The sequence below is a fragment of the Pseudomonas sp. AK181 genome (assembly GCF_051122975.1).
Taxonomy (GTDB): domain Bacteria; phylum Pseudomonadota; class Gammaproteobacteria; order Pseudomonadales; family Pseudomonadaceae; genus Aquipseudomonas; species Aquipseudomonas lactis.
Window position 1 is genome coordinate 6,178,511 of sequence record NZ_CP146348.1, and the last position, 24,356, is coordinate 6,202,866.

General features: G+C 57.3%; 23 protein-coding genes and 1 tRNA gene. 17 read left to right on the forward strand and 7 right to left on the reverse strand.

Annotated features, from left to right (window positions below; translation table 11 throughout):
• Positions 1-40: 40 nt before the first annotated feature.
• Positions 41-1,006, reverse strand: a complete 966-nt coding sequence (locus V8689_RS28150; protein ID WP_056782648.1) for an arsenic resistance protein — start codon at positions 1,004-1,006, stop codon at positions 41-43.
• A 158-nt stretch (positions 1,007-1,164) separates the two neighbouring features.
• Here V8689_RS28150 and V8689_RS28155 point away from each other — a divergent pair, with 158 nt between their 5' ends.
• Positions 1,165-1,578, forward strand: a complete 414-nt coding sequence (locus V8689_RS28155; RefSeq protein WP_047712362.1) for a hypothetical protein — start codon at positions 1,165-1,167, stop codon at positions 1,576-1,578.
• A gap of 136 nt (positions 1,579-1,714) precedes the next feature.
• On the opposite strand, the gene gabP is transcribed toward V8689_RS28155, so the two are convergent.
• Positions 1,715-3,106, reverse strand: a complete 1,392-nt coding sequence (gabP, locus tag V8689_RS28160; RefSeq protein ID WP_003187762.1) for a GABA permease — start codon at positions 3,104-3,106, stop codon at positions 1,715-1,717.
• A 555-nt stretch (positions 3,107-3,661) separates the two neighbouring features.
• Here gabP and V8689_RS28165 point away from each other — a divergent pair.
• The 15 genes from V8689_RS28165 (at position 3,662) to V8689_RS28235 (ending at position 16,621) form a co-directional block, all read left to right on the forward strand.
• Positions 3,662-4,435 carry an ABC transporter ATP-binding protein gene (locus V8689_RS28165; RefSeq protein WP_010213906.1) on the forward strand — a complete coding sequence of 258 codons (774 nt, stop codon included), beginning with the start codon at positions 3,662-3,664 and terminating at the stop codon, positions 4,433-4,435.
• Positions 4,436-4,448: 13 nt separating this feature from the next.
• Positions 4,449-5,201, forward strand: coding sequence for an ABC transporter substrate-binding protein (locus V8689_RS28170; RefSeq protein WP_003187758.1), 753 nt, complete (start codon positions 4,449-4,451; stop codon positions 5,199-5,201).
• A gap of 75 nt (positions 5,202-5,276) precedes the next feature.
• Positions 5,277-5,972, forward strand: coding sequence for an ABC transporter permease (locus tag V8689_RS28175; RefSeq protein ID WP_005783890.1), 696 nt, complete (start codon positions 5,277-5,279; stop codon positions 5,970-5,972).
• Between the two features lie 38 nt (positions 5,973-6,010).
• Complete coding sequence (locus V8689_RS28180; RefSeq protein ID WP_056782880.1) at positions 6,011-6,700, forward strand: ABC transporter permease; 690 nt, start codon at positions 6,011-6,013, stop codon at positions 6,698-6,700.
• The gene (locus V8689_RS28185; RefSeq protein WP_056782647.1) at positions 6,681-7,868 is read left to right on the forward strand and encodes a methyltransferase; all 1,188 of its coding nucleotides are present in this window, start codon (positions 6,681-6,683) and stop codon (positions 7,866-7,868) included. Before V8689_RS28180 ends, V8689_RS28185 begins: the two co-directional genes overlap by 20 nt.
• 489 nt (positions 7,869-8,357) lie before the next feature.
• A tRNA-Thr gene (locus V8689_RS28190) sits at positions 8,358-8,433 on the forward strand.
• Between the two features lie 365 nt (positions 8,434-8,798).
• Entirely contained in the window at positions 8,799-9,719 is a 921-nt protein-coding gene (locus V8689_RS28195) for a LysR family transcriptional regulator (RefSeq protein WP_150073137.1), read from the forward strand.
• Between the two features lie 286 nt (positions 9,720-10,005).
• Positions 10,006-11,031, forward strand: a complete 1,026-nt coding sequence (locus V8689_RS28200) for a nucleoid-structuring protein H-NS (RefSeq protein ID WP_056782646.1) — start codon at positions 10,006-10,008, stop codon at positions 11,029-11,031.
• Positions 11,028-12,218 carry an isocitrate/isopropylmalate dehydrogenase family protein gene (locus V8689_RS28205; RefSeq protein ID WP_056782645.1) on the forward strand — a complete coding sequence of 397 codons (1,191 nt, stop codon included), beginning with the start codon at positions 11,028-11,030 and terminating at the stop codon, positions 12,216-12,218. Before V8689_RS28200 ends, V8689_RS28205 begins: the two co-directional genes overlap by 4 nt.
• Positions 12,202-12,915, forward strand: coding sequence for an RraA family protein (locus V8689_RS28210; protein ID WP_003187741.1), 714 nt, complete (start codon positions 12,202-12,204; stop codon positions 12,913-12,915). Before V8689_RS28205 ends, V8689_RS28210 begins: the two co-directional genes overlap by 17 nt.
• Positions 12,912-13,475 carry a flavin reductase family protein gene (locus V8689_RS28215; protein WP_003187740.1) on the forward strand — a complete coding sequence of 188 codons (564 nt, stop codon included), beginning with the start codon at positions 12,912-12,914 and terminating at the stop codon, positions 13,473-13,475. The genes V8689_RS28210 and V8689_RS28215 overlap by 4 nt, the downstream gene beginning before the upstream one ends.
• A 30-nt stretch (positions 13,476-13,505) precedes the next feature.
• Positions 13,506-13,868: a hypothetical protein gene (locus V8689_RS28220; protein ID WP_003187739.1), complete on the forward strand. Its 363-nt coding sequence runs from the start codon at positions 13,506-13,508 to the stop codon at positions 13,866-13,868.
• A gap of 73 nt (positions 13,869-13,941) precedes the next feature.
• A complete protein-coding gene (locus V8689_RS28225) occupies positions 13,942-14,913 on the forward strand; it encodes an NAD(P)H-dependent flavin oxidoreductase (RefSeq protein WP_003187738.1) in 972 nt (323 codons plus the stop codon).
• 68 nt (positions 14,914-14,981) lie between these two features.
• Positions 14,982-15,755, forward strand: coding sequence for a hypothetical protein (locus tag V8689_RS28230; RefSeq protein WP_056782644.1), 774 nt, complete (start codon positions 14,982-14,984; stop codon positions 15,753-15,755).
• Positions 15,752-16,621, forward strand: a complete 870-nt coding sequence (locus tag V8689_RS28235; protein ID WP_044270579.1) for a DUF6282 family protein — start codon at positions 15,752-15,754, stop codon at positions 16,619-16,621. The genes V8689_RS28230 and V8689_RS28235 overlap by 4 nt, the downstream gene beginning before the upstream one ends.
• Before the next feature lie 43 nt (positions 16,622-16,664).
• Here the strand turns inward: V8689_RS28235 and V8689_RS28240 are convergent, their stop codons facing one another.
• From V8689_RS28240 to V8689_RS28255, 4 genes are read right to left on the reverse strand one after another with little or no spacing between them, the layout of a single operon-like run.
• Positions 16,665-17,855: an LLM class flavin-dependent oxidoreductase gene (locus tag V8689_RS28240; RefSeq protein WP_150073135.1), complete on the reverse strand. Its 1,191-nt coding sequence runs from the start codon at positions 17,853-17,855 to the stop codon at positions 16,665-16,667.
• 17 nt (positions 17,856-17,872) lie between these two features.
• Positions 17,873-19,111, reverse strand: a complete 1,239-nt coding sequence (locus V8689_RS28245) for an MFS transporter (protein ID WP_223816912.1) — start codon at positions 19,109-19,111, stop codon at positions 17,873-17,875.
• A complete protein-coding gene (locus tag V8689_RS28250) occupies positions 19,104-20,078 on the reverse strand; it encodes an LLM class oxidoreductase (RefSeq protein ID WP_223816911.1) in 975 nt (324 codons plus the stop codon). The genes V8689_RS28245 and V8689_RS28250 overlap by 8 nt, the downstream gene beginning before the upstream one ends.
• Before the next feature lie 8 nt (positions 20,079-20,086).
• Entirely contained in the window at positions 20,087-21,646 is a 1,560-nt protein-coding gene (locus tag V8689_RS28255; protein WP_056782641.1) for an MFS transporter, read from the reverse strand.
• 159 nt (positions 21,647-21,805) lie between these two features.
• Here V8689_RS28255 and V8689_RS28260 point away from each other — a divergent pair, with 159 nt between their 5' ends.
• Positions 21,806-22,705, forward strand: a complete 900-nt coding sequence (locus tag V8689_RS28260) for a LysR substrate-binding domain-containing protein (RefSeq protein WP_003187729.1) — start codon at positions 21,806-21,808, stop codon at positions 22,703-22,705.
• A gap of 114 nt (positions 22,706-22,819) precedes the next feature.
• On the opposite strand, the gene V8689_RS28265 is transcribed toward V8689_RS28260, so the two are convergent.
• Complete coding sequence (locus V8689_RS28265) at positions 22,820-24,136, reverse strand: OprD family porin (protein WP_014716498.1); 1,317 nt, start codon at positions 24,134-24,136, stop codon at positions 22,820-22,822.
• Positions 24,137-24,356 lie beyond the last annotated feature (220 nt).

The following is a 24,356-nucleotide window of genomic DNA, read 5'->3' on the forward strand; positions in this document are numbered from 1 at the left end:
CCCCTGAATGGCGCCTGAACAGACCTGAACATTCACGCGGTTACCGACTGGTGGGCCACACCACTGCCGGGATCAGGCGAACGTAGAGCAATTCGGCAACCAACTCGATCAGGGTTTGCAGGATCACCACCGTTGCGGCCAAGCCGCGCACGTCTTCCGGTAAGGCCAGTGCCAATGGCAAAACCACCAGCGAATTACGGGTCGACGCACTGAACGTCACCGCCCGCGCTGTCGACGCTGGCAGTGCGAACAGCCGCGCAGCCACAATGCCCATCAACGGCGCCAGTAATACAAAGGTCACGTAGACCGGAATGACTGGCAGCAACACATTGATATCCCGCACCACTGCCGTGATGTGCGAAGCCAGCACTACAAACAACACCAACGCCATCGCTGGCACAGGCATCCACGCCCAGGCACTGTTCCAACGACCCATTGCGCTCGAACGCCGCGCAAGCGCGCTGGTCAGGACCGCCAGGAGCATCGGTATCACAATCAGCCCCACGAAGGCCTCGACAAACGGCCCCACCGCTACCACCACGCTGGATTGCTCGCCCAACATCAGCCCCAGGTAGACCGGCAACAACAGCAGTTGCAGCAACAGCAGCAGCGGTGTTGCCGCCAGCATCGACCGCGAATCGCCCTTGCCGATATGGGTAAACACCACCACATAATCGATACAGGGCGTCAGCAACACCAGCAAAGCGCCCACCAGCAACGCCGGGCGCTCAACCAGGCCGCGGGTCAACCCCCACACCAGCAAGGGCACCAGGATGAAATTGGCCAACAGCAAGGCCGCCAGGAAGCGCTTGTTGCCCAAGCCTTGGCGCAGTTCCAGAAAGGGAATTTGCAGAAACATCGCGTACATCAGCACAGCAATGGCAGGTGTTACCCAAAGGCTGAGGCCATGCGCTGATAAGGGCCAGAGCAGGCCGAACGTGACGGCCACAAAGACGGCAACGAAGTAGATCGGGACCTGATGGTGTTCCAGGGTGTCGCGGGTCATGGGCGGGCTCTGGTGGATCAATAGACTGTCAGCCTAAGTACCCACGCAGATAAGGTCGAGCATTACAGCAGTCATTGCCGGCCGAGAAACCCTTGGGATTTACCCCAACCTGCGCTTCAATACACCCTCTAGACCCAAACCCCAAGGACGTCGAGCCCATGGCCTCGCCAAACAAGCAGCAAAAACGCGCCCATCGGGCAAAAGCCAAGGCCAAGCAAAACCGCACCCAGCGCGCCGTGGCGCCCAAGCCAGATGCTTTCGCGGGCGACGACAGCCGCATCGACCTTGAGTCGGTGGATTTGACTGAGCTGTTCGTCGAAATGCGTACCGCCGGCGAGATCAGCCAGCAGGCCCTGTGTGCGGTGTTCCTGGCGCACCCGTTGCTGGCGTTGGTGCTGGAGCAGGAAGGCGAAGAGGAAGCGACCGACTTTATCCTGGCGGCGCTGATCGAGTATCGGCAGTGGGCGACGGACAGCGATGACGAAGCCGCGGCGTTAGCGTGGATCGAATCGCCGCAGTTCCAGGCCGATTACGTAGCGGCTTCCCAGGCCCTGGCCAACGCCCCCGACTGACACAAAACAAAAATGTGGGAGCGGGCTTGCCCGCGATGGCGGTGTGTCAGGCGACGAATACATCGACTGGCAGTCCGTCATCGCGGGCAAGCCCGGCTCCCACATTGTTTTGTGGCGCTCTACTCACCGTATCTCGTCAGTTAAGCGCCGCAGCCCCCACTCTTTGAGCCTTGCGACGGCTCGCCACCACCAACCCCGCCAATACCACCAGCAAGCTCAGAACCCCGGTGGCGATGATCTCGACCCGGTGCGCTTCCTGGAACAGCATGATGGTCAAGGTACCGACGATAAACACCATTACCGCGTACGTCAGGCCTGGGAACAGCCACATTTTGAAGACGATCTTCTCACCCGCCGCCGTACGCTTCTGGCGCATGCGCAGTTGCGATACGGCAATCACCAGATACACCAACAACGCGATGGCGCCGGAGCTGGCCAGCAGGAATTCGAACACCGCCGCCGGGGCGACGTAGTTGGCGAATACCGCCAGGAACGCAGCACCGGTAGACAGCAACACCGCCCAGTAAGGCGTGCCGCTCTTGTTGGTACGCTTGGCCACGGCCGGTGCGTCACCGCGACGGCCCAGGGAAAACAGCATGCGCGACGCGGTGTACAGCGCCGAGTTGAGGCAGCTGGTTACGGCAACCAGCACTACCAGGTCGACAATCAGCTTGGCGTTCGGAATGCCCATGCGCTCCAGCACGGTCTGGTAGGAACCTACGGCCGCCAGAGTCGGATCGTTCCAAGGCACCAGGGACACCACGATGAAGATCGACAACAGGTAGAACAAACCAATCCGCCAGATCACCGAATTGGTGGCCTTGGTGATTTGCTGGCCTGGGTTTTTCGATTCGGCTGCGGCGATGGTGACAATCTCGGTGCCCATGAACGAGAACATGGTGGTCAGGATCGCCGCCAATACCGCGCCCATGCCGTTGGGCATGAACCCTTGGGTGTCGAACAGGTGCGAAACACCGCTGACCTGGCTGGTGGGCAAGAAGCCGAAGATCGCGGCCAGGCCGAGGATCACAAAGCCGACGATCGCCACGACCTTGATCAATGCAAACCAGAACTCGAACTCACCGTAGTTCTTCACGCTGAACAGGTTGGTGGCGGTGAGCAGCAAGGTAATCACCAGGGTGAACACCCAGATCGCTACGTCGGGGAACCAGGCGTGCAGGATGGTCGCCGCCGCGTTGGCTTCCAGCGGAATCACCAGCACCCAGAACCACCAGTAGAGCCAGCCAATGGTGAAACCGGCCCAGTGGCCGATGGCCCGGTCGGCATAGGTAGAGAACGAACCGGTATCCGGTGACGCAACGGCCATCTCGGCCAGCATGCGCATCACCAAGACCACCAGCGTACCGGCGGCCGCATAGGCCAACAGTACAGCCGGGCCGGCAGCAGCGATCGCATGGCCGGAGCCGACAAACAAACCGGCGCCGATGACACCGGCAATCGACAGCATGGTGACGTGACGCGGTTTGAGCCCCTGTTCGAGGTCATTGGAGCTTTGCGTACTACTCATTGACACACCTTTGCGAGGAATTGCGAAAACGGTTCGCCCGGCTTGCAGCCTTTCTCGTGAAAAGAATCCAACAGGGCGTTCTTTATTTTTTACGCAAGATTTGCGCCAAAATATTTCAGAACCACAGTGGGCGGGGGCTGTAGGACAATTCGCTATCTATCGCAAGTCATTGAGAACAATGGCATTCCGCTATAGCGTTACCGTGCGACTCACATTCACGGCATCTCGACGCACCAAAAACACACACAAAAAGTACGTGACGCCCCATAAGCGGGCTGATATGGACCGTTTGCCCGGTTAACCCTTCCAACACCCGGCCAAAGCTGGCACCATCGCGCCCTTTTTTACGCGAAGCCTGTGGATCTTTCCGGGTCAAACGTCTGTAGGTTGTTGATGGCGCGACACACTGCTGCGCCGATGCGACACCCTGCCGCAGACCATCGGTTAACCGTCCGCAGCGCTGTTGGCTGTCATCCAAACGCTATGCTAGCTTGGCGCCTCGCCAGGAAGGCGGCCCAACAGCGAAGATCGCAACGAACACAATGAGGACCGCACATGGCCGAGGCCACGCCCGCGCTTGAAATCCGCAACTTGCATAAACGCTATGGTGAGCTTGAGGTACTCAAAGGTATCTCGCTGACCGCTCGCGACGGCGATGTGATCTCGATCCTGGGTTCCTCCGGTTCCGGCAAGTCCACCTTCCTGCGCTGCATCAACCTGCTGGAGAACCCGCACCAGGGCCAGATCCTGGTGGCCGGCGAAGAACTCAAGCTCAAGGCCGCGAAAAACGGCGAACTGATGGCTGCCGACGGCAAGCAGATCAACCGCCTGCGCAGCGAAATCGGGTTTGTGTTTCAAAACTTTAACCTGTGGCCGCACATGAGCATCCTCGACAACATCATCGAGGCTCCTCGGCGTGTGCTCGGCCAGAGCAAGGCCGAAGCCATAGAAGTGGCCGAGGCCCTGCTGGCCAAGGTCGGTATCGCCGACAAGCGCCACGCCTACCCTGCCCAGCTCTCTGGCGGCCAACAACAACGTGCGGCGATTGCGCGTACCTTGGCGATGCAGCCTAAAGTCATTCTGTTCGACGAGCCGACATCGGCGCTTGACCCGGAAATGGTCCAGGAAGTACTTAATGTGATCCGCGCACTGGCCGAAGAAGGCCGCACCATGCTGCTGGTCACCCACGAAATGGGCTTTGCTCGTCAGGTGTCCAGCGAAGTGGTGTTTTTGCACCAGGGCCTGGTCGAGGAGCAAGGATCGCCACAGCAGGTATTTGAAAACCCGCTTTCGGCGCGCTGCAAACAATTCATGTCCAGCAACCGCTAACGGAGCAACATGCATGCAGAACTATAAAAAATTCCTTCTGGCCGCGGCCGTCTCGATGGCGTTCAGCGCCACAGCCATGGCAGAAACCTTGAAAATGGGGATCGAAGCGGCCTACCCGCCATTCAACAATAAAGACGCCAGCGGCAACGTTGTCGGCTTCGACAAAGACATCGGCGACGCCCTGTGCGCCAAGATGAAAGTCGAGAAGTGCGAAGTGTATGTGTCCGACTGGGACGGCATCATCCCGGCCCTGAACGCCAAGAAATTCGACTTCCTGGTGTCCTCGCTGTCGATCACCGACGAACGCAAGCAGGCAGTGGACTTCACCGACCCGTACTACTCCAACAAGCTGCAGTTCATTGCGCCCAAAGCCACTGCGGACTTCAAGACCGACGCCGCCTACCTCAAAGGCAAGGTGATCGGTGCACAGCGCGCAACGCTGGCCGGTACCTACCTGGAAGACAAGCTGCCGGACACCGAAGCCAAGCTCTACGACACCCAGGAAAACGCCTACCTCGACCTGACCTCCGGTCGCCTCGACGGCATCCTGGCCGACAAGTACGTGCAGTACGAATGGCTCAAGAGCAAAGACGGTTCGGCCTATGAATTCAAAGGCGACCCCGTTGTAGAAAGCGACAAGATCGGTATCGCCGTACGCAAAGGCGACCCGCTGCGCGAGCGCCTGAACAAAGCCCTGGCAGAGATCAAGGCAGACGGCACCTACAAGAAGATCAACGACAAGTACTTCCCGTTCAGCATCGAATGATCTGAACGGCCTGCCCGGCGCGCTCCTGGTGAGCGCGCCGGCTCTTAGCAATGCCTGCCGCGATATGAAAACACCATGAATTTCGATCTCTACGGATTCGGCCCGGCCCTCGCCGCCGGCGCGCTGATGACCGTCAAACTGGCACTCACGGCCCTGTGCCTGGGGCTGGTGCTCGGCCTTGCCGGCGCCTTGGCCAAGACTTCGCCGTACAAGCCACTGCAATGGCTGGGCGGTGCGTATTCGACCATCGTGCGCGGTATTCCCGAGCTGCTGTGGGTGCTGCTGATTTACTTCGGCACCGTCAACCTGATGCGTGCCCTCGGTGAGTTTTTCGGCAACCCCGACCTGTCGCTGAGTGCCTTTGCCGCTGGCGTCATCGCCCTGGGCCTGTGCTTCGGCGCCTACGCCACCGAAGTGTTCCGCGGCGCGATCCTCGCCATCCCCAAGGGCCATCGCGAAGCCGGTGTGGCGTTGGGGCTGTCGAAGTTTCGGATTTTCACCCGGTTGATCATGCCGCAGATGTGGCGCATCGCCCTGCCGGGCCTGGGCAACCTGTTCATGATCCTGATGAAAGACACCGCGCTGGTGTCGGTGATCGGCCTGGAAGAAATCATGCGCCACGCGCAGATCGGCGTGACCGTGACCAAGCAACCCTTCACCTTCTTCATGGTCGCCGCATTCATGTACCTGGGCCTGACCGTACTGGCGATGACCAGCATGCACTTCCTGGAAAAACGCGCCGCCCGCGGCTTTGCAAGGAGCACCCAATGAGCGGCGACTACAGCTGGCTATCGCACTTTGACCTGGGCCTGAACTGGGCCGTGATCATCAAGTGGCTGCCGAAGTTGGCCCAGGGCGCAACACTGACCCTGGAGCTGGTGGCAATCGCCGTGATCGCTGGCCTGCTGCTGGCGATCCCACTGGGCATCGCCCGCTCTTCGCGCCGCTGGTACGTGAGCGCCCTGCCCTATGCCTACATTTTCTTCTTCCGTGGCACACCACTGCTGGTGCAGTTGTTTTTGGTGTATTACGGCCTGGCGCAGTTCGATGCCGTGCGCAACAGCTTCATGTGGCCGTACCTGCGCGACCCGTTCTGGTGCGCCACCGCCACTATGACCCTGCACACCGCCGCCTACATTGCCGAGATCCTGCGCGGAGCGATCCAGGCCATCCCACAGGGAGAAATCGAAGCGGCGCGCGCCCTGGGCATGTCCAAGCCCAAGACGCTGTTCTACATCATCCTGCCCCGCGCCTCGCGCATCGGCCTGCCGGCCTACAGCAACGAAGTGATCCTGATGCTCAAGGCCAGCGCCCTGGCCAGTACCGTGACCCTGCTGGAACTGACCGGCATGGCGCGCACCATCATTGCCCGCACCTACCTGCCGGTCGAGATTTTCTTCGCCGCCGGGCTGTTCTACCTGCTGATGGCCTACGTGCTGGTGCGCGGCTTCAAACTGCTGGAAAAATGGCTGCGCGTCGATGCGTGCCAAGGACGTTGAGGCACGCTTCCAGGAGCTGGATGCATTCCTGACTGAACACCAAGGGCTGTGGCGACCACGGCCCTTTACCCAGTTGCAGTTGCCCTGGGAAACCGTGCACCCCGCGTTATCCCAATGGCTGCGCCAGCGTTCGCTGGCCGAGGCCGAAGCCAGTCACAACCAACCTCACCACCTGCCCGCACCCGCACCTTTTCCACAACTGGCCGCTGACGCGCTGCGCCTCGGCACTGTGGATAAGTTGCCCACACACACCCTTGAACCCGCTCGCCATCGCCTGAATGTCGACGTGCCCGGGCGCAAATGGCAACAGATCGAAGCCTTCGGCGCCGCGCTGAGCTTTACCCAAACGCCTGCCCACTGGCTGGACTGGTGCGCCGGCAAAGGCCACCTCGGCCGGCGCCTGCTGCAATCCGGCCAACAGCTGACCTGCCTGGAATACGACCCCGCCCTGATCGCCTCCGGCCAAGCCTTGAGCGATCGCCACGGCCTGCCCGCAACCCATCACCTGCAAGACGTAATGGCAGATGTGGCGATCCAACCCGAACACACCCCCGTCGCCCTGCACGCCTGCGGCGACCTGCATGTGCGCCTGCTGCAACTGGCCAGCGCCGCCGGCTGCAAACAACTGGCATTGGCGCCCTGCTGCTACAACCGCATCACCGCCGACCGCTATCAAGCCCTCTCCGCCGCCGGGCGCGCCTCCCTGCTACAGCTGTCGATTGATGACCTCGGCCTGCCCCTGAGCGAAACCGTCACCGCCGGCAACCGCGTACGCCAACAACGAGACACCTCCATGGCCCGCCGCCTGGGCTTTGACCAACTGCAACGCCAACTGCGTGGCTGCGACGACTACCTGCCAACACCCTCCCTGCCCGCCAGTTGGCTGGACAAACCCTTTGCCGACTATTGCCAGGAATTGGCAAGCCTCAAAGGCTTATCCACAGGCGAACAGGATTGGCCGGCACTTGAGGCCCACGGCTGGCAGCGCCTGGCCGAGGTGCGCAACCTGGAACTCGTGAGAGGCTTGTTTCGACGCCCATTGGAACTGTGGTTGGTGCTGGATCGGGCCCTGTTTATGGTGGACCAGGGCTACAACATCGAGGTCGGCAGCTTCTGCGAATCGTCGTTGACTCCTCGCAACTTGATGGTGCTGGCCGAGCGCCAATAAAGGGCAAAAAATCCTACACACGCCCTGTGGATAACTCTGTTGATGAATTCTTTACAGAGGCCGTAGATACCGGCCCTTCACGCCAAAAGCCAATCTGGTCATTTTTTGTTCACAAAATAAAGTGCACACAAAACAGGCAGTTGCAGCGTGTTGAGAACTGCTGCACAAAATGGCTGTTTCGTGACAGCTGTTACCAACCGATTGTGCATAAGCATCCGACGCCAGGCGCATAACGGGCGCCTTATGGGGGTTGTTTTGGCGTGTTCGGCAGCGGGTATCAGGTTACGAGGGAGGTCTGCCCAAGCGATGCTTGAACCTATCGGCGTTCGTCTGCTGCCTGGAGCTGGGCCCGAACTATGCAAGTCCTTTTCAACCTGTGAAGACACGGGGAAAACGCCCTAATCGCGAGAAACTTCCGATTTTGCAAAAATAGTCAGAATTCAGGGGTTTACAGAACCTTTCCAATCGCTATAATCGTCGCCCTAACACGCCGGTATAGCTCAGTTGGTAGAGCAACTGACTTGTAATCAGTAGGTCCCGGGTTCGACTCCTGGTGCCGGCACCATATCTCGAAGCCCCGCAATGCGGGGCTTTGTGGTTTCTGCGGTTTGGAAATTAAGCACTACACTTCAGCGCACCCCGATGACGCGATAACCTCCTATCGCCGCTCCACATCTGCCAATTGCATCGCCCTCTCCCTACCAAAAAAACACAACGCGAGTCACCAAAATATCGGACAGTTTTGTCCTTTGTGATCTGACATTTGCGACGCACATAGGCCCTGCGCAAACACATAACATCGATGCGATTCAGTTTCCACATTGGATCCAAATAGGACTTATCCAGCATTGAGCCTGACTGGATAATTACTACGCCGTCGGTTGTGCCCGACATTTTTTTACCGTTGCTATTGATATAAGGAAATATTAAATGAATATAGCATCCAGGAATAGAATCGCGTCGAATGCAGAGCCAGCTATATCCTGTCAAACAGCACATTTAAACTGGGAAGACCTTCGTTACTTCGTGGCGTTCTCCCAAGTGAACTCCTTGAGTGGAGCGGCGCGTGTCTTGGGCGTCGAGCATGCTACCGTGTCTCGACGTATTGCGGCGCTTGAAAAATCACTCAGCGTAAAATTAGTTGATCGTAGAAAGCGCCTGTACGAACTTACAACGGTCGGGCGCAAACTCGCAGACCTGGGAAAACAGATCGAGACTCAAACGGAGGCGATTGAACGCCTGGCTGTCGCAGCCGCGCAAACCCAGCAAGTTGTCGAGGTGACGGTCAGCGCCCCGCCTTCCGTTACCTCCGAGAAACTGATCCCCAGCCTGGGACGTTTCCGGTCAACGCATCCGAACATAGTTTTGCGTCTTCTAGGCGATAGCCAGTATTCATCTCTGTCCAAGTGCCAGACACATCTGTGCATTCGCTTCGCCAAGCCTCGCCAAATTGGAATTGTCGCGCGGCGGATAGGTTCAGCCTCCTTTTCATTCTATGGCGCCAAGACCTATCTCCAAGACCGCTCCCCCGAGCAATATGAGTTCATCGGCTACGAAGCCGAAGCCATGACACTTCCTCAAAATGACTGGCTAAAAAAAATTGTCGGGGATCGTCCATGCGTCCTCAAAGCGAAAACGGTCGAGTTGCAGGTCCGGGCAGCCGAGGCCGGCGTGGGCATTGCGCTGCTGCCCAGCTTCGCAGTGCAACATAGCTCACAGCTTTGCCGGCTTGAGCTTGCAGACCCGTTGATGGTGGACGTCTGGCTAGGGGTGCACGAAGACTTCCGTGCGATCCCCTCAATCCAGGCCGCCATGAATTACGTTGAGGCCTGCTTCTACGACAACGATTAAAGGTAACAAGCTGATCAAGCGCCCTGTGTCAGTCGGCATTGATCCAGTATGGGAAAAAATTCACAGGCACCGGTGATTAACGCACGTTTACAAAATTACACGTATTGACGAGGATCAATACCGAACACCTCAACAGGTGTTTGCAAGACCGAACTGCAATGAGTTTCGGCTGGCTCTATATACCCAGCGAAGGTCAACCCCTACAAAAAATATAAAGGGGGATTAACTACCTTCGGTCAAATGTGTGCCCACCTCTTAACTGCCATCAACCGCAGGAGAAATTATCATGGGGAAAGTAAAAGTTGTGGACGTCACGCTGCGTGACGGAGGATATCGCAATAATTTCAACTTCACGGACGAACAGGCCCTGGTAATAACATCAAGCTTGGCAGAGGCCGGGATTAATGTATGTGAGGTTGGTTATTGCAGGGGGTCGTTCGCGCCCAAAGTTGAGCACGGACTGACGAGCAATATAAATGCTGATTTTATTGAGCGCGTTCGCCAGGCTGGCGCTGGCCGAATCGAGCTTGCGGTGATGGTCCACCCTAAAAACGTGGGTAACGAGGATTTCGCCATGCTCAAGGAGCAGGGCATCTCGATGATCCGAGTCTGCTTACGCCGAGAGCAGTTGACCGAAGGGCTTGCCACGCTTTCACTCGCTCGCGATTACGGTTTCAGCGTTAGTGCAAATGTCACCCATGTGACGGCACAAACGCTCAGTGCCGTCATTGACACCTCGGTGCGCGCTGAGGGCGCTGGCGCAGACATCATCTGTTTCGCAGACTCTAATGGGCACATGCTCCCAAGCGATGTTGATCGACTGATCAGTCGTCTCTCCAACCGACTGGCAGTGCCATTGGGTTTCCACGCCCATAACAATCTTTCAATGGCTCTGGCTAACGCAGCCGCTGCCATCGAATCGGGCGCCGAGTACATCGACACGTCCATCTGTGGGATGGGAAAAGGCGCCGGCAACTTGCACTTGAGCATGCTCGTCGCCTATCTCGAGCGCATTGGCACTAATCATGGATTTGACCTCGTCAAGGTTCTTGAACTTTCGAATCTGACCGCGGCGTCTATCCCATTCAACAACATCCCAAGCCCTCTGCTGGACATCATTATGGGGGCGTACAACTTCCCATTCGACAGTACAAAACGCATGCGAGAAACCGTCGAGCGCTTTCAACTGACGTCCGAGTATCGTGCTCTTGAAATCATGCATCAACAGGATCAGGTCGCACGCCTTGCACCCAGAGCCATCGCGAATGTTTACGGTCGCGACACCATGACCGCACAGGAGATAGCTGGATGAGCGACTACCTCAAACGCAAGCGTATTTGTGTGCTTCCCGGTGACGGTATTGGCATCGAAGTCATGGAGGCCGCACTGCCAGTCCTTAAGGCCTTGAACCTGCCGTTCGATCTCGAGTTCGGGGACATCGGTTGGGAATGCTGGAAGCGGGAGGGCAATACCGTTCCGGATGAGACCTGGGAAAAGATCAATCAGTGCGACGCCACCTTGTTAGGCGCCATCACTAGCAAACCCCTTGCCGAAACAGAAGCAGAGCTGCCCCCTCATCTTCAGGGGCAGAACCGCCGCTATGTAAGCCCGGTGATCCAGCTAAGGCAAAACCTGGATCTTTACGCAAACGTGCGGCCGGTCACTGACATCACGGGCGAAAATCGATTCCGTTTTGTCGTCATCCGGGAAAACACTGAAGGGCTGTACGCCGGTCTGGATTATGGACGGATACCTGATCAATTCCTGCCCTTGCTGCAAGAGCGGGAAGCATTGGGCGCGCCATGGCGTCGTGAAGGGCAGGAGGACGCGACCATTTCCGTGCGCCTGCAAACGCGCAGCGGGCTTGAGCGCATCTTTGAGTACGCATTTGACTATGCGTCCCGGCATGGATTCGACCGGGTCACCTTCGTAGACAAACCCATGGTACTTCGTCACAGCAGCGCTTTCACTCGAGGTGTATTTGAAAGTGTCGCCCAGGGATACCCCGGCATTGAGGGCGTAATCGAGAACGTGGACGCAGTAGCGCTTTGGATGGTGCAACGCCCGGAGCGTTTCTCCGTTGTAGTGGCTGAGAATATGTTCGGCGATATCCTTTCTGATCTCGGCGCCGGCGTCATGGGTGGCCTGGGTTTCGCCCCGAGTGGGAACTTCGGAAAGCTGGGCGCATATTTCGAGCCGGTTCACGGCAGCGCTCCGGCCCATGCAGGGCTCAACAAAGCCAATCCCAGCGCGATGTTCATGACCATCGCTCTGATGCTCGAGCATCTGGGTTATCCGCAGGAAGCACAATACGTGACGGCGGCGGTCAGCCGGGTGGCGCGTTCAAGCGTGCGCACCTATGACATGGGCGGTTCGCACTCCACCGCGCAGGTTGGCGAAGCCATTATTGGCGAATGCGTTTCCATGGCCGCGCTGAACTGGGCGCAACCTTGCGTTTCAACCTCACCCCAAGGAGCAACACATGCCCAAGCTCTTTGAATCGGTCCAACTCTCTCAAGCATTGCTGGACGAATGCGAACAATTGGATACCGCGTCACTGTCCGATGCCCTGGACAGCCTTGGCGTTTCTGGCGGCCTTCTGGGCATCACCACCCAAGTTCCTGGTAGTCGCTGCGTGGGCATTGCTTTTACCGTGCAGTATGAGCCGGTCGGAGATTCTCATGGGTTCAAAAATGCGGCCAATTATATTGATCAGGTCCCGCCTGGAGCCGTGATCGTCAGCTCCAATGCGGGGCGCCAAGACTGCACGGTCTGGGGCGATATCATGACGCACTTCGCCGTGGCCCGAGGCATAAAAGGCACTGTAATTGATGGAGTGGCCAGGGATATCGATACCGTCGTCAAGCTGGGGTATCCCCTGTTCAGCCGCGGACGGTTCATGCAGTCCGCAAAAAACCGGACTCAGCTCAAAGCGGTGCAGGTCTCGCTTGAGATCGGTGGCGTCACCGTCAATCCTGGAGACCTGCTGGTCTGCGATGGCAGCGGCTGCCTTGTCATTGCGCAGCATATAGCGGCCGAAGTTATTCGCCGTGCGCGTGCCGTAGAACACACCGAACGCCAGATTATCGGAGCGATAACCGCGGGGGCCTCATTAGAGGAGGCTCGCAAGACCTACCGCTACGACCAGCCTTGGTTGGGTGCTGCTCAGAAGGTAGAAGCGGAGTTAGCCCAATGAGCCTTTCGCATGAGCTGTCCGCCAGCGCCAGGGTCTTGAGCGCGCCGTTGAAACCGCACTGCTTCACAGACAAGGGTTCAGTCACTCAAGAGTTCAAGAAAGCGATGCGTCGCCTGACCTCCACGGTCACTCTTATTGCGACTGAACATGAGGGCGCACCTTTTGGGATGGCTGCAACCGCCGTAACGTCGGTGTGTACAGACCCTTCCTCCATCCTTGTCTGCATCAATCACGGGGCAAGCATGTACAGGCCTCTGATTGGTCATGGAAGGTTTTCGGTGAACTTGCTTCGGGTTGGCCAAGAAGACTTGGTGAAGGTTTTTGGTGGCGCAGTCACCGGCCCTGCCCGGTTCGAGACAGCCGACTGGCAACACTCCAACGGCCTACCGTATCTGCCCAGTGCCCAGGCTTCTCTTTTCTGCACCGTTGCCCAACGCATGAGCCATGGAACCCACGAAATAATCATCGGGCACGTCGACGACCTTGTCGTGGCGCAAGACATCACTCCACTGCTCTGGCAGGACGGGAAACCCACAGGTTCGATACCCGTAATGCCTTGAACACTCGTTTTTCACTATTGGAAGATAATCATGAAAATGGAATTGTTTGATCCTCAATCTGTTTCGGATGACACCGCGATTTATCTCGTGAATGTGGTGCATGTTGAAGAAGGCGCGCAGGACCTCGCAGTGGAAATACTGGAGGACACGGTCAACTATGTTGCGCGAACGTACAGTGCCTTTCAGTGGAGCCGTTTGATGAAGAGCACAGACGGCAAGACGGTCATCAACCAGGCTCAGTGGAGCGATCGTGGGCAGTTCGAATCGCTTTTCATCGACGAAGAGTTTTTATCACGTTATTCGCGCTTGAAAGAAACCGGTACCTGGGAATATCACTTGTACACCGTCGCCACCTACATCACCCCTGCCACCGCCCGCGAAACTGTCGGCTAACTGCAATCGCATGCGCAGCGCTTGGCGCTGCGCAATACCCAAGCCTATTCAATATTCGATCAAGGAAGAAGTTATGGCCGCAATCCGTTCAGCATTGACAACCTTCTTGGGCATCCAGCACCCACTGGTCCTCGCACCGATGGGAGGTGCATCAGGAGGACACCTGGCAGCCGCCGTTTCAAACGCAGGGGGGCTAGGCCTGGTCGGAGCAAGCTACGGAGATCCTGACTGGATGGTTCAACAGTTGTCGCTCATGCAGGATTTGAACAAACCCTGGGGCGTCGGGCTGGTCATGTTCACGGTGGCGAAGCGTTTCGAGCTACTGCATTTGGCACTGGAGTTCGGCCCGCAGGTTGTAGCGCTGTCCTTTGGTGACGCTCGTCCATTTATCGAGCCCATTCATCAAGCGAACGCCAAAGTCATCGTGCAAGTACATGACGTTGACCAGGCGTTATACGCTCTCGACGCCGGCGCCGATGCATTGATCGTGCAGGGTGCAGAAGCTGGGGGGCACAGCTTGCGCAGATCCTCCATGCCTTTGTTCCCGGCAGTTCGCGATGCCGTGGGCGAGAGCGTAATCCTGATCGGAACAGGTGGGATAGCTGATGGCCGAGGAATGGCCGCCGCCATGGCTCTCGGAATGGACGGGGTAATGATGGGGACGCGATTCCTGGCCTGCGACGAAGCGCTTCCCTCTGAGCGTGTGAAAAACAGGCTGCTCCACGCCGTCGCAAGCGACACCGTCAGAACTCGCATCTTTGATGATGTGCGCGGAATATCTTGGCCCGCAGAGTACAGCGGTCGGGCGATCGCGAACCAGTTTTCCGAGTCGTGGGTTGGTAACGAGCAGGCGTTCTCGCTGGCCCTTGATGAGTTGCGGCCCCAGTACGAACGGGCACTGGCAACAGACGACGTAGGGACTAAAGCGATCTGGGCAGGCGAGGTGGCCGATCTGATCAAGGACGTACAGCCGGCACGCTCGATAGTCGAGGCCACCCTCAAGGGCTATGCCGATACTGTCGCCAAGCTTGGACGCACCCTCTAAACGGACTCACGGGGCACAACCGGCCTGCTTGTAAAAGTAGGCTTTGTTATTTCTGCAGGAGCGAAACAATGAACCAGGACGTGCAATTCAAAGTGTATGGGCAAGGAAAACAGTGCGTTTTTGTACTTTCACCCGTCATGCCCACATGGGACGAGGGCGCCTTTATCGCGCCGCTGACAGGCCATTTTCTCAGCGCAGGCTATCGGGTAGTGGTGTTTGATTCGCTCTCGCTACCCGTTGCCTGCGGTGAGACGCTGAACACTTTCAGTGAGCGCTGGGCTGAGTTGCTGCAACCCTGGGGCATACCCGACGTGCTTGTCGGTGTCGCCTTGGGCGGCGCGCTGGCGCTGGAACTGGTGCGTACCTCCTCGCTTGCGTCAACGGCGGCTCTGTTGCTGCTCTCTTCCCCAGCCAAAGCCGACGCTATATTGGATGCCAGGCTTGGAAGAATGGCGGAACTTGCCCGGCTTGGCCACGTTGAAGAGGCCAAGCGCCTGCTGGATGCACTCGTCCTACCCGAAGGCAAACACCCCCAGCAAAGTCCAGAAACCCAAAACAGTGTTCATCTTGAAATACAGGGGCAGCGCCTCTCAGGTGGTTTTGGGTTGTTAGCCGGTATCGATCTCAGTCACAGTCTGCTGGCATACCAAGGAAGGGTTCTGAGCGTTTTTGGCGAGCGCTCCCAACTTGTCAGCCAACCGCACGTGGTACGCACCTCTGGAACCCACCAACACACACTGTGCATAAGAGCGGGAGGCATGCGGCCGTTGGCTGACGATCTCGATTCGGTTGTGAACGCTATCGACACTTTTCTTATACCTCGCTCGGAACACGCGGCATGAACGCGCTCAAAGACACCAGCCATTCCCCGAACTTTATCGACCTGCACTACCACGCGAACCCGGACGCGTTCGTTCGCCGCCACGGCGCAATAGATGCCGGAAAACTGTACGCAGCGGCCAACGGCCGGGTGGTATTGAAAAACCACTTGGGCTGCACTGCCGCACAGGCCTGGGAAGCGCGCTCACAGGGTTTCCCTGTCAGTGGTTCCTTGGTTTTGAATGAGATTGCAGGCGGTGTGGACTTCAGGGTAGTGGAGCGAAGCCTTTGTATGCGCGGCGACGAACCGGGACGCTTCATTGTGCACTTCCCGACGGTGACAGGACGAAAGCACACCAGTACCCTCGCGCGAAATGTCAGCCATCCATTGTTGGTAAGTAAACCCATCAAGCCTCTGCGCGTCACAACAGACGCCGGGCGCTTGACGCCCCAGGCCCTGGACATACTCAAGATGGCGTGTGATTACCCCCTGGTCATTTCTACCGGCCACGCTGACGCTCGCGAGGTACGTGCTCTGGTAGATGAATCGGTTCGATTGGGCGTACCGCGCCTGATGCTCAACCAGCCGGCCAATCCATTGACTGATTTGAAGGCTGCCGAGCTTTTGGAGATCGCCACGGCTCCTAACGTATTCATTGAGCAGACCGCACTCACCTATCTTTTAGGCTATCAACAAGAAGACGACTTTCGCGAGGTGCTATCGACCGTCCCCAATGTTGTCTACAGCTCAGATTTGGGCCAAACGAGCCAGATGGACGTCAACGACTGGCTCGAACAAAGCCAGAGGTGGTTTGATACGTTTGAGCTGGATAACGCTCGCCGCGTGCAAGTGACCCTTGCCAATCCGCAGAAAATGTTGGAGCTCTAAATGGGAGTTGGGCCCCCAGGTGCATTCGCCTGGGGGCCAGCGATCACACCATTTCCACAGCTTCGCGCGCCTCGTTGAGCACGGGCGATGCATCACTGAGGAACGGCTCGCGCAAACCTGCCGCTTCCATGAGCGGTTGAACGCCCGATACGAAGTCCTTGATGCCTTGGTGGTAGTCCAACCAGGTGAGCGCAATGCCATCAATGCCCCAGTCTGAATATTTCTTGAAGAGCTCTACAATCTGTTCTGGCGTGCCCACTAACGGTACGCCGGCAAAACCGGCCTTGAAGTGGAAACGGAACCGAACCGCATCCTCGGGAGTGAAAATCCCGGTCTGAATGCCCAACTCGGTCGTGATGATGTCGCATCCTTCATCGTCGCCCATTTGGTTGGCGTAATAATCCAGGTACGCCTCGGCTTCTTTCTGAGTGTCTTTTTGAACAACGTAGCCATAGCACCAGATCTTGAGGTCTCTGCCGAACTCATTTTTGGCCAGGTCCTTGTAGGACGCGATCTGTTCACGCACCGCCGTTTCGCCATCCAAGTGCTTGATGATCAAGAACGCCGCATCACAATGTTCTGCACAAAACCTTTTTCCACGTGGGGAGCCGCCAGCGTTGATGAGGTAGGGCTTGTTGAGTGGCTGTGGCTGGGAGATCGCGTCGCAGATCGTGAAGTACTCACCTTTGAAATCAAAAGGCGTCTGCTGCTGCCAGGCGTTCTGCGCGATGTGCAACCATTCCTCAGCGTAGTCATATCGCTTGTCGTGTTCCATCATGTGACCGCTGAACATCCTCATCTCAGCGCCGTACCAGCCACACAAAATATTCAGGCCAAATCGTCCGCCGCTGATGTGGTCAATCGTAACCGCCTGTTTGGCGGCAAACAGAGGGTGCACAGTGGGTAAGTGCGAGGTGGTGAACACTGCGATCTGATCGGTCAATGCGGCAATGCCCGCCGCCCAAGTGTAAGTTTCGTAACACACACCACCGGTGTTGTTGGCACCACCAAAGCCTTTCCAACGGCCTACCGGAATGAACGCTTCAAACCCTGCCCGGTCCGCGTCTTTTGCAATTTCCAGATTGCCCGCCCAGTCATCCCCGCGAATCCGCTCGGGCGCATTCGTCACAGTACAGCCGCCCTCGGTGTTCGTAGAAAATACCCCTAGTTGCATCTTGTTACGACTGACACGCATTGGATTAGGTTTTACAGGGGTGGACTTTGTCGTGCGCATGATGACCTCCCAGGTCGTCAGTAGTGGTGAACTTCTTGCTTATTTCTCGCAACAAACCAGGCGGCGAGCAGGGCACAGCTAGCGAGCAGACCCGCCAGCGTATAAGCGCCGAAGGCCAAGTCAGTTCGATCGATCAGGAAACCTGTTGCTACAGGCAGCAGACCTGCAGGGACATAGCCCCCCATATTGAGCAATGCGTTAGCCTGCGCTCGCTTGTTGTCCGATATCCTTAACGCGATTAACGTCAAACCTCCCAACTGCCCCAGCCCCTGACCCGCACCCGCTAGCAAGGCGGCGATAATCAGGACGACGGGAGAGGAAATCGCTATCGCAGTGCAGATACCCAGCATCGAGAAGAAGGTCGCAGTGGCGCTGAAATAGAAGATATGTTCCACAGTGCGTCGGCGCAGCGCCATCTGGACGACGAAAGCCGAGATGAACATTAGAAACGCAGTGGCTCCTGCCATCAGCGGCGTCTTGATGTTAAGCAGACTTGCCAATAGCGATGGCCCTAACGACAAGACAAATGAGGTCGCTGTAATACCAGGACCGAACAGCGCGATCCCTAACAGTATGTGAAGGCGATGATGTCGCTCGACCGAAGGGAACCTCCATTTTGCATGGCCTCTTGGCAGGGCCTTATTGGCTTCGTCTGGCATCGTCCAGGCGATCAGGAAAGCGAGTGCAAGTATCCCAAGCTCCAAGGTAAACACCTTTTCGATCGGCTGACTTGCAAACGTGGCAAAGCTGCCAGCCAGCAAGGGCCCGAGACCTGCTCCCAGCACCATTGACATCGAGGCCACTAACGAAGCTAACCTTCGCCGCGTTAGACCTCCTTGATCCACCACACTTGCCATCCCCGCCGAGACAATGATCCCTACGGCAATACCTGTAAGCAGCCTTGCGAACAGCAAACTCTCCACCGATTCGGCGGACTTGAATAACCATGCAGCCGACATCGCGCAGACCAGGCCAGGCAGCAGTACCACCCTGCGACCGTAGCGGTCAGAGACTTGCCCGGCAACCAGCAAACTGAGCAATAGCCCCAGGATATAGGCCGCGAATATTAACGTGAGGGTCGAAGATGCAAACCCGAGTTGCCCCTGCCACACGACATAGAGCGGGGTCGCGGTATTGGACAGAATAAACACCGACACCACCATCCAACCCGCCAGCCACATACGTAGCGGACTGCGTGGGACAACCATGCCTTGATTCAACAAGTCCTGAGCTGACGGCGCGTTTTGTTCAGACAAGGTTTGCTCCCTGGGCTGGAAAATGCGGCAGCACATATTCTGCTAGCTCCTGTAAGACATCTTTGGCAGGGCGACGTAACGGCTTCAGGTTCAAGGCGACATGTGAAACACCTTGCGCTTGTTGTCGCTCCCACAAATCAATAAGCGCATTGCGTCCGGTGCTTATGCCTCGCCCCACCTTCAACGGAGCGTCGGGATTTTCTTCCAGATTGAAGAATGTCGCATAACCATATGGCTTGAACGTTCCTGGCGCAGAACAAGACCGCCACTGCTCAATCAAATTGGGCAGGCTGCCAAAGTCACTCTGGTGCCAGAGCCATCCATCCATATTCGACGCCAACCACTTCATGTCTTGACCACAACGGCCAACGGCAAGCATCGGCATTGCCGTAGACCAGGGCTTTGGAAGCAAATCCAGGGTGCCGTCGAGCCTGCCATAGTGGCAAAACTCGTACGTGGGAAACGCCTGTTGGGTCGCTATACGCAGGACTTCGCAACCCTCCCTGAAACGCTCCGCACGATTGTCGAACGCCCGGCTGAACGCTGGGTATTCGCTGGGCCGATCACCCGTTGAGAGCCCGAGGAGAAAGCGCCCCTGCAGTAACACATCAAGGGTCGCGGCTTGCTTGGCAACCATCAAGGGATCGCGCAACGTCAACACCACGCCGGCAGTGCCGATGCAGATACGTTGAGTAACCACGCCTAAGTGAGCGGCGTACACCAGCGGATCGAACATCTGCCCCGCGTCCCCGAACTCAGGGTCCAGCAAGGGCACGTCGCGCAGCCATATCGCGGAGAAACCCGCGATGTCGGCTTGGCGCGCCAGATCGACATGATCTTGCATGGTCGGTGCCATGCGATCGGGATACCCTTCCAGCGGCGCGATCAGCCCAAACGTAAGATGGCCAGGCGCAAACACACGTGAAAACGCAGGGTGAGTTCGATTGGAATCGTCGCTCGTTTGCATCTGGCCAATCATTCGCCGTCACCCAAGATCACCGGGCGGACTGCTTCGGCCGGTTGATGATCATGCGCGCTGACTCGACCCAGTGTTGCGTACACGGCAATGGCCGTCAGCACGCTACCAGCCCCAAGGATGAACAGCAGGTGCCGAAACCCTTTCGCATACTCGAAGCGCAACAGCTCCGACTGCCCTGGCAGCTGATTACCTGCGCTGTGCAGATCGCCGAGCGCTGCCCGACTGGAGGCTCCCATAATCTGATCCACAGCAAAATGGGTAGCGGCGTCGAACAGCCCCCATTGAATGAACGTCGCCAGCAACGCACCGGCGATGGCGATCGCTATTCCGTCGGCGGACACACGAACAGCGTTGAAAATGCCAGTCGCCATTCCCGCACGTTCTTTCTCCACCACGCTGACGGCCATCCCATCCATCAACCCCCAAGGCAGGCCAATGCCGATACCGATCAGCGCCATGGGCATCACTGCATTGCTGGCACCACTTTCGAGCACAACACCCAGCCAGAACAGCCCGGCAGCCACCAACACCAGCCCGACTGCCGAGAGCATCCCTGAGGTGTAGTGACGCGCGAGCTGGGCCGCTAGAAACGGTACAAACAACAACGGTGCAGCCAACGCAATCATCATTTTTCCGGTTTGCAGGGCACTGAGCCCATCGACCCCGATAAATCGCGCCGGCAGCATGATAATGAGCACGACAAAAAAGAACGCCGGGCTGGCTGCAAGAATCTGCACGCCCACGAATTTGGCTTGTTTGAACAATGAAAGGTCGAGCATCGGGCTACTGACACGACGCTCAATGGCCACGAAGATCATGAACAGAACGATCGCGCCAGCGACACAGCCCAACACGATGGGACTGGCCCAACCATCCTCTGGCGCGAGAAGGACGCCATAGGTAAACAACGTCAATGCGGCCGTAAAGCTCAGAGCTCCCGGCCAATCCATGCCGTTGTTAGCCGGATCTTTAGAGTCCGTCGCACTCACGCACACGAGCACGAAGCCCGCGATGCCTATCAATGCAGTAGCATGGAACGTCCACTTCCAACCAGCCGAGTCGACTAATACTCCCGCGGCCAGCGGGCCGAAGGCTAGCCCAATGCCGAACGTCGTACCGAGCAGACTGAATACTTTGGTGCGCTCTGCGCCGTGGAACACCTGGGCCAATGACGACATGGCGCCAGCGAACGCCGCTGCTCCGCCCAATCCCTGCACAAGGCGCAGGATGTCGATCTGCAAAACAGTCGAAGAAAAGGGAATAGCGACGGTAGACAACACGAAGATGACCAGGCCAATCAACCATACCCGCTTGCGTCCATAGATATCCGTCAGGCTCCCCGCCGCCATCATGGCGCTGCCATAAGTAAGGATATAAGCGTTGACCACCCAACTGAGCTCTACAGCAGATCCACCCATGGCAGCACTGATGGAAGAGAGCACTACGGCTGGCCCGGTAAAGCAAAGCGGAATGAGTACGCCTGTGAGGCAAGCTGCGAAAAGCTGCAGCCACTTCAATAACGGGGGAGCCGTCTGAGCGCTGTGTGTTGAGTTCATCTGAATGGTTCCTTCATTGATATGCGCAGGTGTCGGTCCTTCGCGCACAGTTGTCTGCGGTGATCGGCCCATCCAAAGGTTAGGGCTTGCGTCTCCAAACAAAAACAGGCCTATAATCCGAACATATCGGACTCTGGTGTCCGCAGTGAGGGCCATCCGTTGGAGTCGCTTGGCAGCATTTCATTATTTGTATTGGTGGCTGAGACTCGAAGCTTTACCCAGGCAGGGAAACGATTGGGCATCTCTTCGTCGGGCGTCGGTAAAAGTATTGGTCGGCTGGAGGACAGGCTCGGGGTACGTCTTTTCCAGCGCAACACGCGAAGCATCGCCCTGACGCTGGAAGGCTCACTGTTTCTTGAACGCTGTCGACGAATACTTTCAGAGCTTGAAGCTGCAGAAATGGAGCTGAGCAACGCACGTGAAAAACCGAGGGGCAAATTGCGAATCAGCCTGCCTCTCGTCAGCGGCCTCGTCATGCCGGCAATCATTCAGTTCATGCGCACCTACCCGGAAATAGAACTCGACATCGACTTTTCTGATCGCATGGTCGACGTTATCGAGGAAGGTTTTGACGCCGTGTTACGCACAGGCGAGCCCACTGACTCGCGGCTGATCTCTAAACGGCTGGGAGGCTTCCAGTTGCAGATTGTGGCGTCTGCTGCCTATCTCGCAGCGTATGGAGTACCCAAACGCCCAGCGGATCTGGCCATGCATTCATGCCTGCTGCACAAGTTTCCTTCGACGGGAAAAGTAGAACCTTGGCCTCTACGCGTTGCGGCTGGAGAGCCGGATTTCGAGCTGCCTCAAACAATGGTGTGCAACACGACTGAAGTGATTGTCGATGTGGCTCGTTCAGGTTTGGGCGTTGCCTGCCTGCCTGATTTCATGACGACCCAATCCATCAAGAACGGCGAATTGGTGCAAGTGCTGACGGACTATACGGTTCATACCGGAGTCTTTCGGCTTGTATGGCCTTCCAGCAAACACCTTTCACTGAGGCTGCGAGTCTTCATAGACTTTATGCACAGTCAGCTATTTAACAGCGCCTTGAACGAATAATAAGCGGGTGGCGTATGTGCACCTCCAAGTCACCCGCTTAGCCGGCGCGCAATAAAAAACCCCGAACCAGTCGGGGTTTTTTATTGCCTGGCATCAGGCACGACATTCGATCAATTAGAAAACGTTGATCGGGTAATCGGCGAACAGACGGATTTCGTTACCGCCTACGTTGTACTCGCTGGCGTTATTGGAAACGCGCAACCACGAGGCGCGGGCACGCAGGCTCAGGTCTTTGGCTGGGCCGCTCTGTACCACGTACTTGAACTGGTTCCAGATTTCACGCTCGGTACCATCGCCACGGTTGGTGCCGTCGTCGATGTTGGTACCGCGCACGTAGGCAATGTTGTAGGTCAGGCCCGGTACGCCGAAGGTGGCGAAGTCGATGCCGTAACCTGCTTGCCAGGAGCGCTCGTCCTTGCCGTTGAAGTCGGACCAGTAGGAGTTGGCCAGCAAGATGGTATTGCCGCCGTCGCCGATGCCGCCAGCGTTGCGGTAGCCGCCGTACAGGTAGCCAGTGTCACCGGTGCTGCGCTGGTGAGCGATGGTGAAGCTGTGCGGGCCAACGGCCCAGGTAGCGCCCAGGCTCCAGATTTTGTTGTCGCGAGCGTCAGCGTCTTTTTGGTTTTCCAAGGCGAAGCTGCGATCCAGCTTGGTCTTGTAGCCATTGAAGTCAAACGTCAGCGACTGCTGCTGCGGCAAGGCCAGCACGTAGTTGACGTTGACGTATTGCTTCTTCAACACGTCCTGCATGTCGGAGGCATACAGCGCGGCCGATAGGCTTTCAGTGAATTTGTAGCTACCACCGATATAGTCGATGCTTTTCAGGCGGCCGCTGTCGGTGCCTTCCATGCTCTTGCGCGCTTCTTTGGTGAAATGACCCGCGTCCAGTTGCAGACCGGCGATCTCTTTAGAGACGATCGAAGTACCGGTGTAGGTTTCCGACAACAGGCGAGAGTTGTCGTACTGCAGCACAGGCACAGCCGGGAACTGATCACCGTACTTGAGTACCGTGTTGGAAACGCGGAACTTCACGGCAGCGCCGCCTTTGGCCAGGTCGTGTGGTGCCGAGCCTGGGTTTGGCTTGCCGTTGTCATCAAGAGTGCCGTTGCCCTGCTTGAAGAAGTCGATACCGCCGGCGCCAGCGCGACCTTTACCACCGTCCAGGCGGATAGCGTATTGACCAATCACATCCACACCCACACCGACGGTGCCTTGGGTGAAGCCGGACTCGAACTTGCCGATGAAGCCTTGGCCCCATTCAGCTTTGTCCTGCTTGCCGTTTTTGTAGTCACGGCTGATGTAGGCGTTACGTGCTGCGATGTTCAGGTGGCTGTCTTCAACGAAACCCTTGGATTGCTCCTGGTCGTTTGCCATTGCTGTCGATGCGCTCAAAATCCCCAGAGCGATCAGACTCATCCGTTGCTTCAACATTTTCTTATATTCCTTATTACGGGTTGAGTACGCGCTGTGACACCAGGCTCCTATTGCTTTTTCTGGTGTCGACTTTGCCGGCAAAAAGAAGGCCCGCGGACGACTGAACTGCCGCGGGCCTTTTTTTATTGGATTAGTCATGGTGGTTAGCCACAGGCGTTGGGCGCAATCCTATGCGGGCGTTGAACTATGTGTCAATTTCGTGAATCGTCTGTATTTA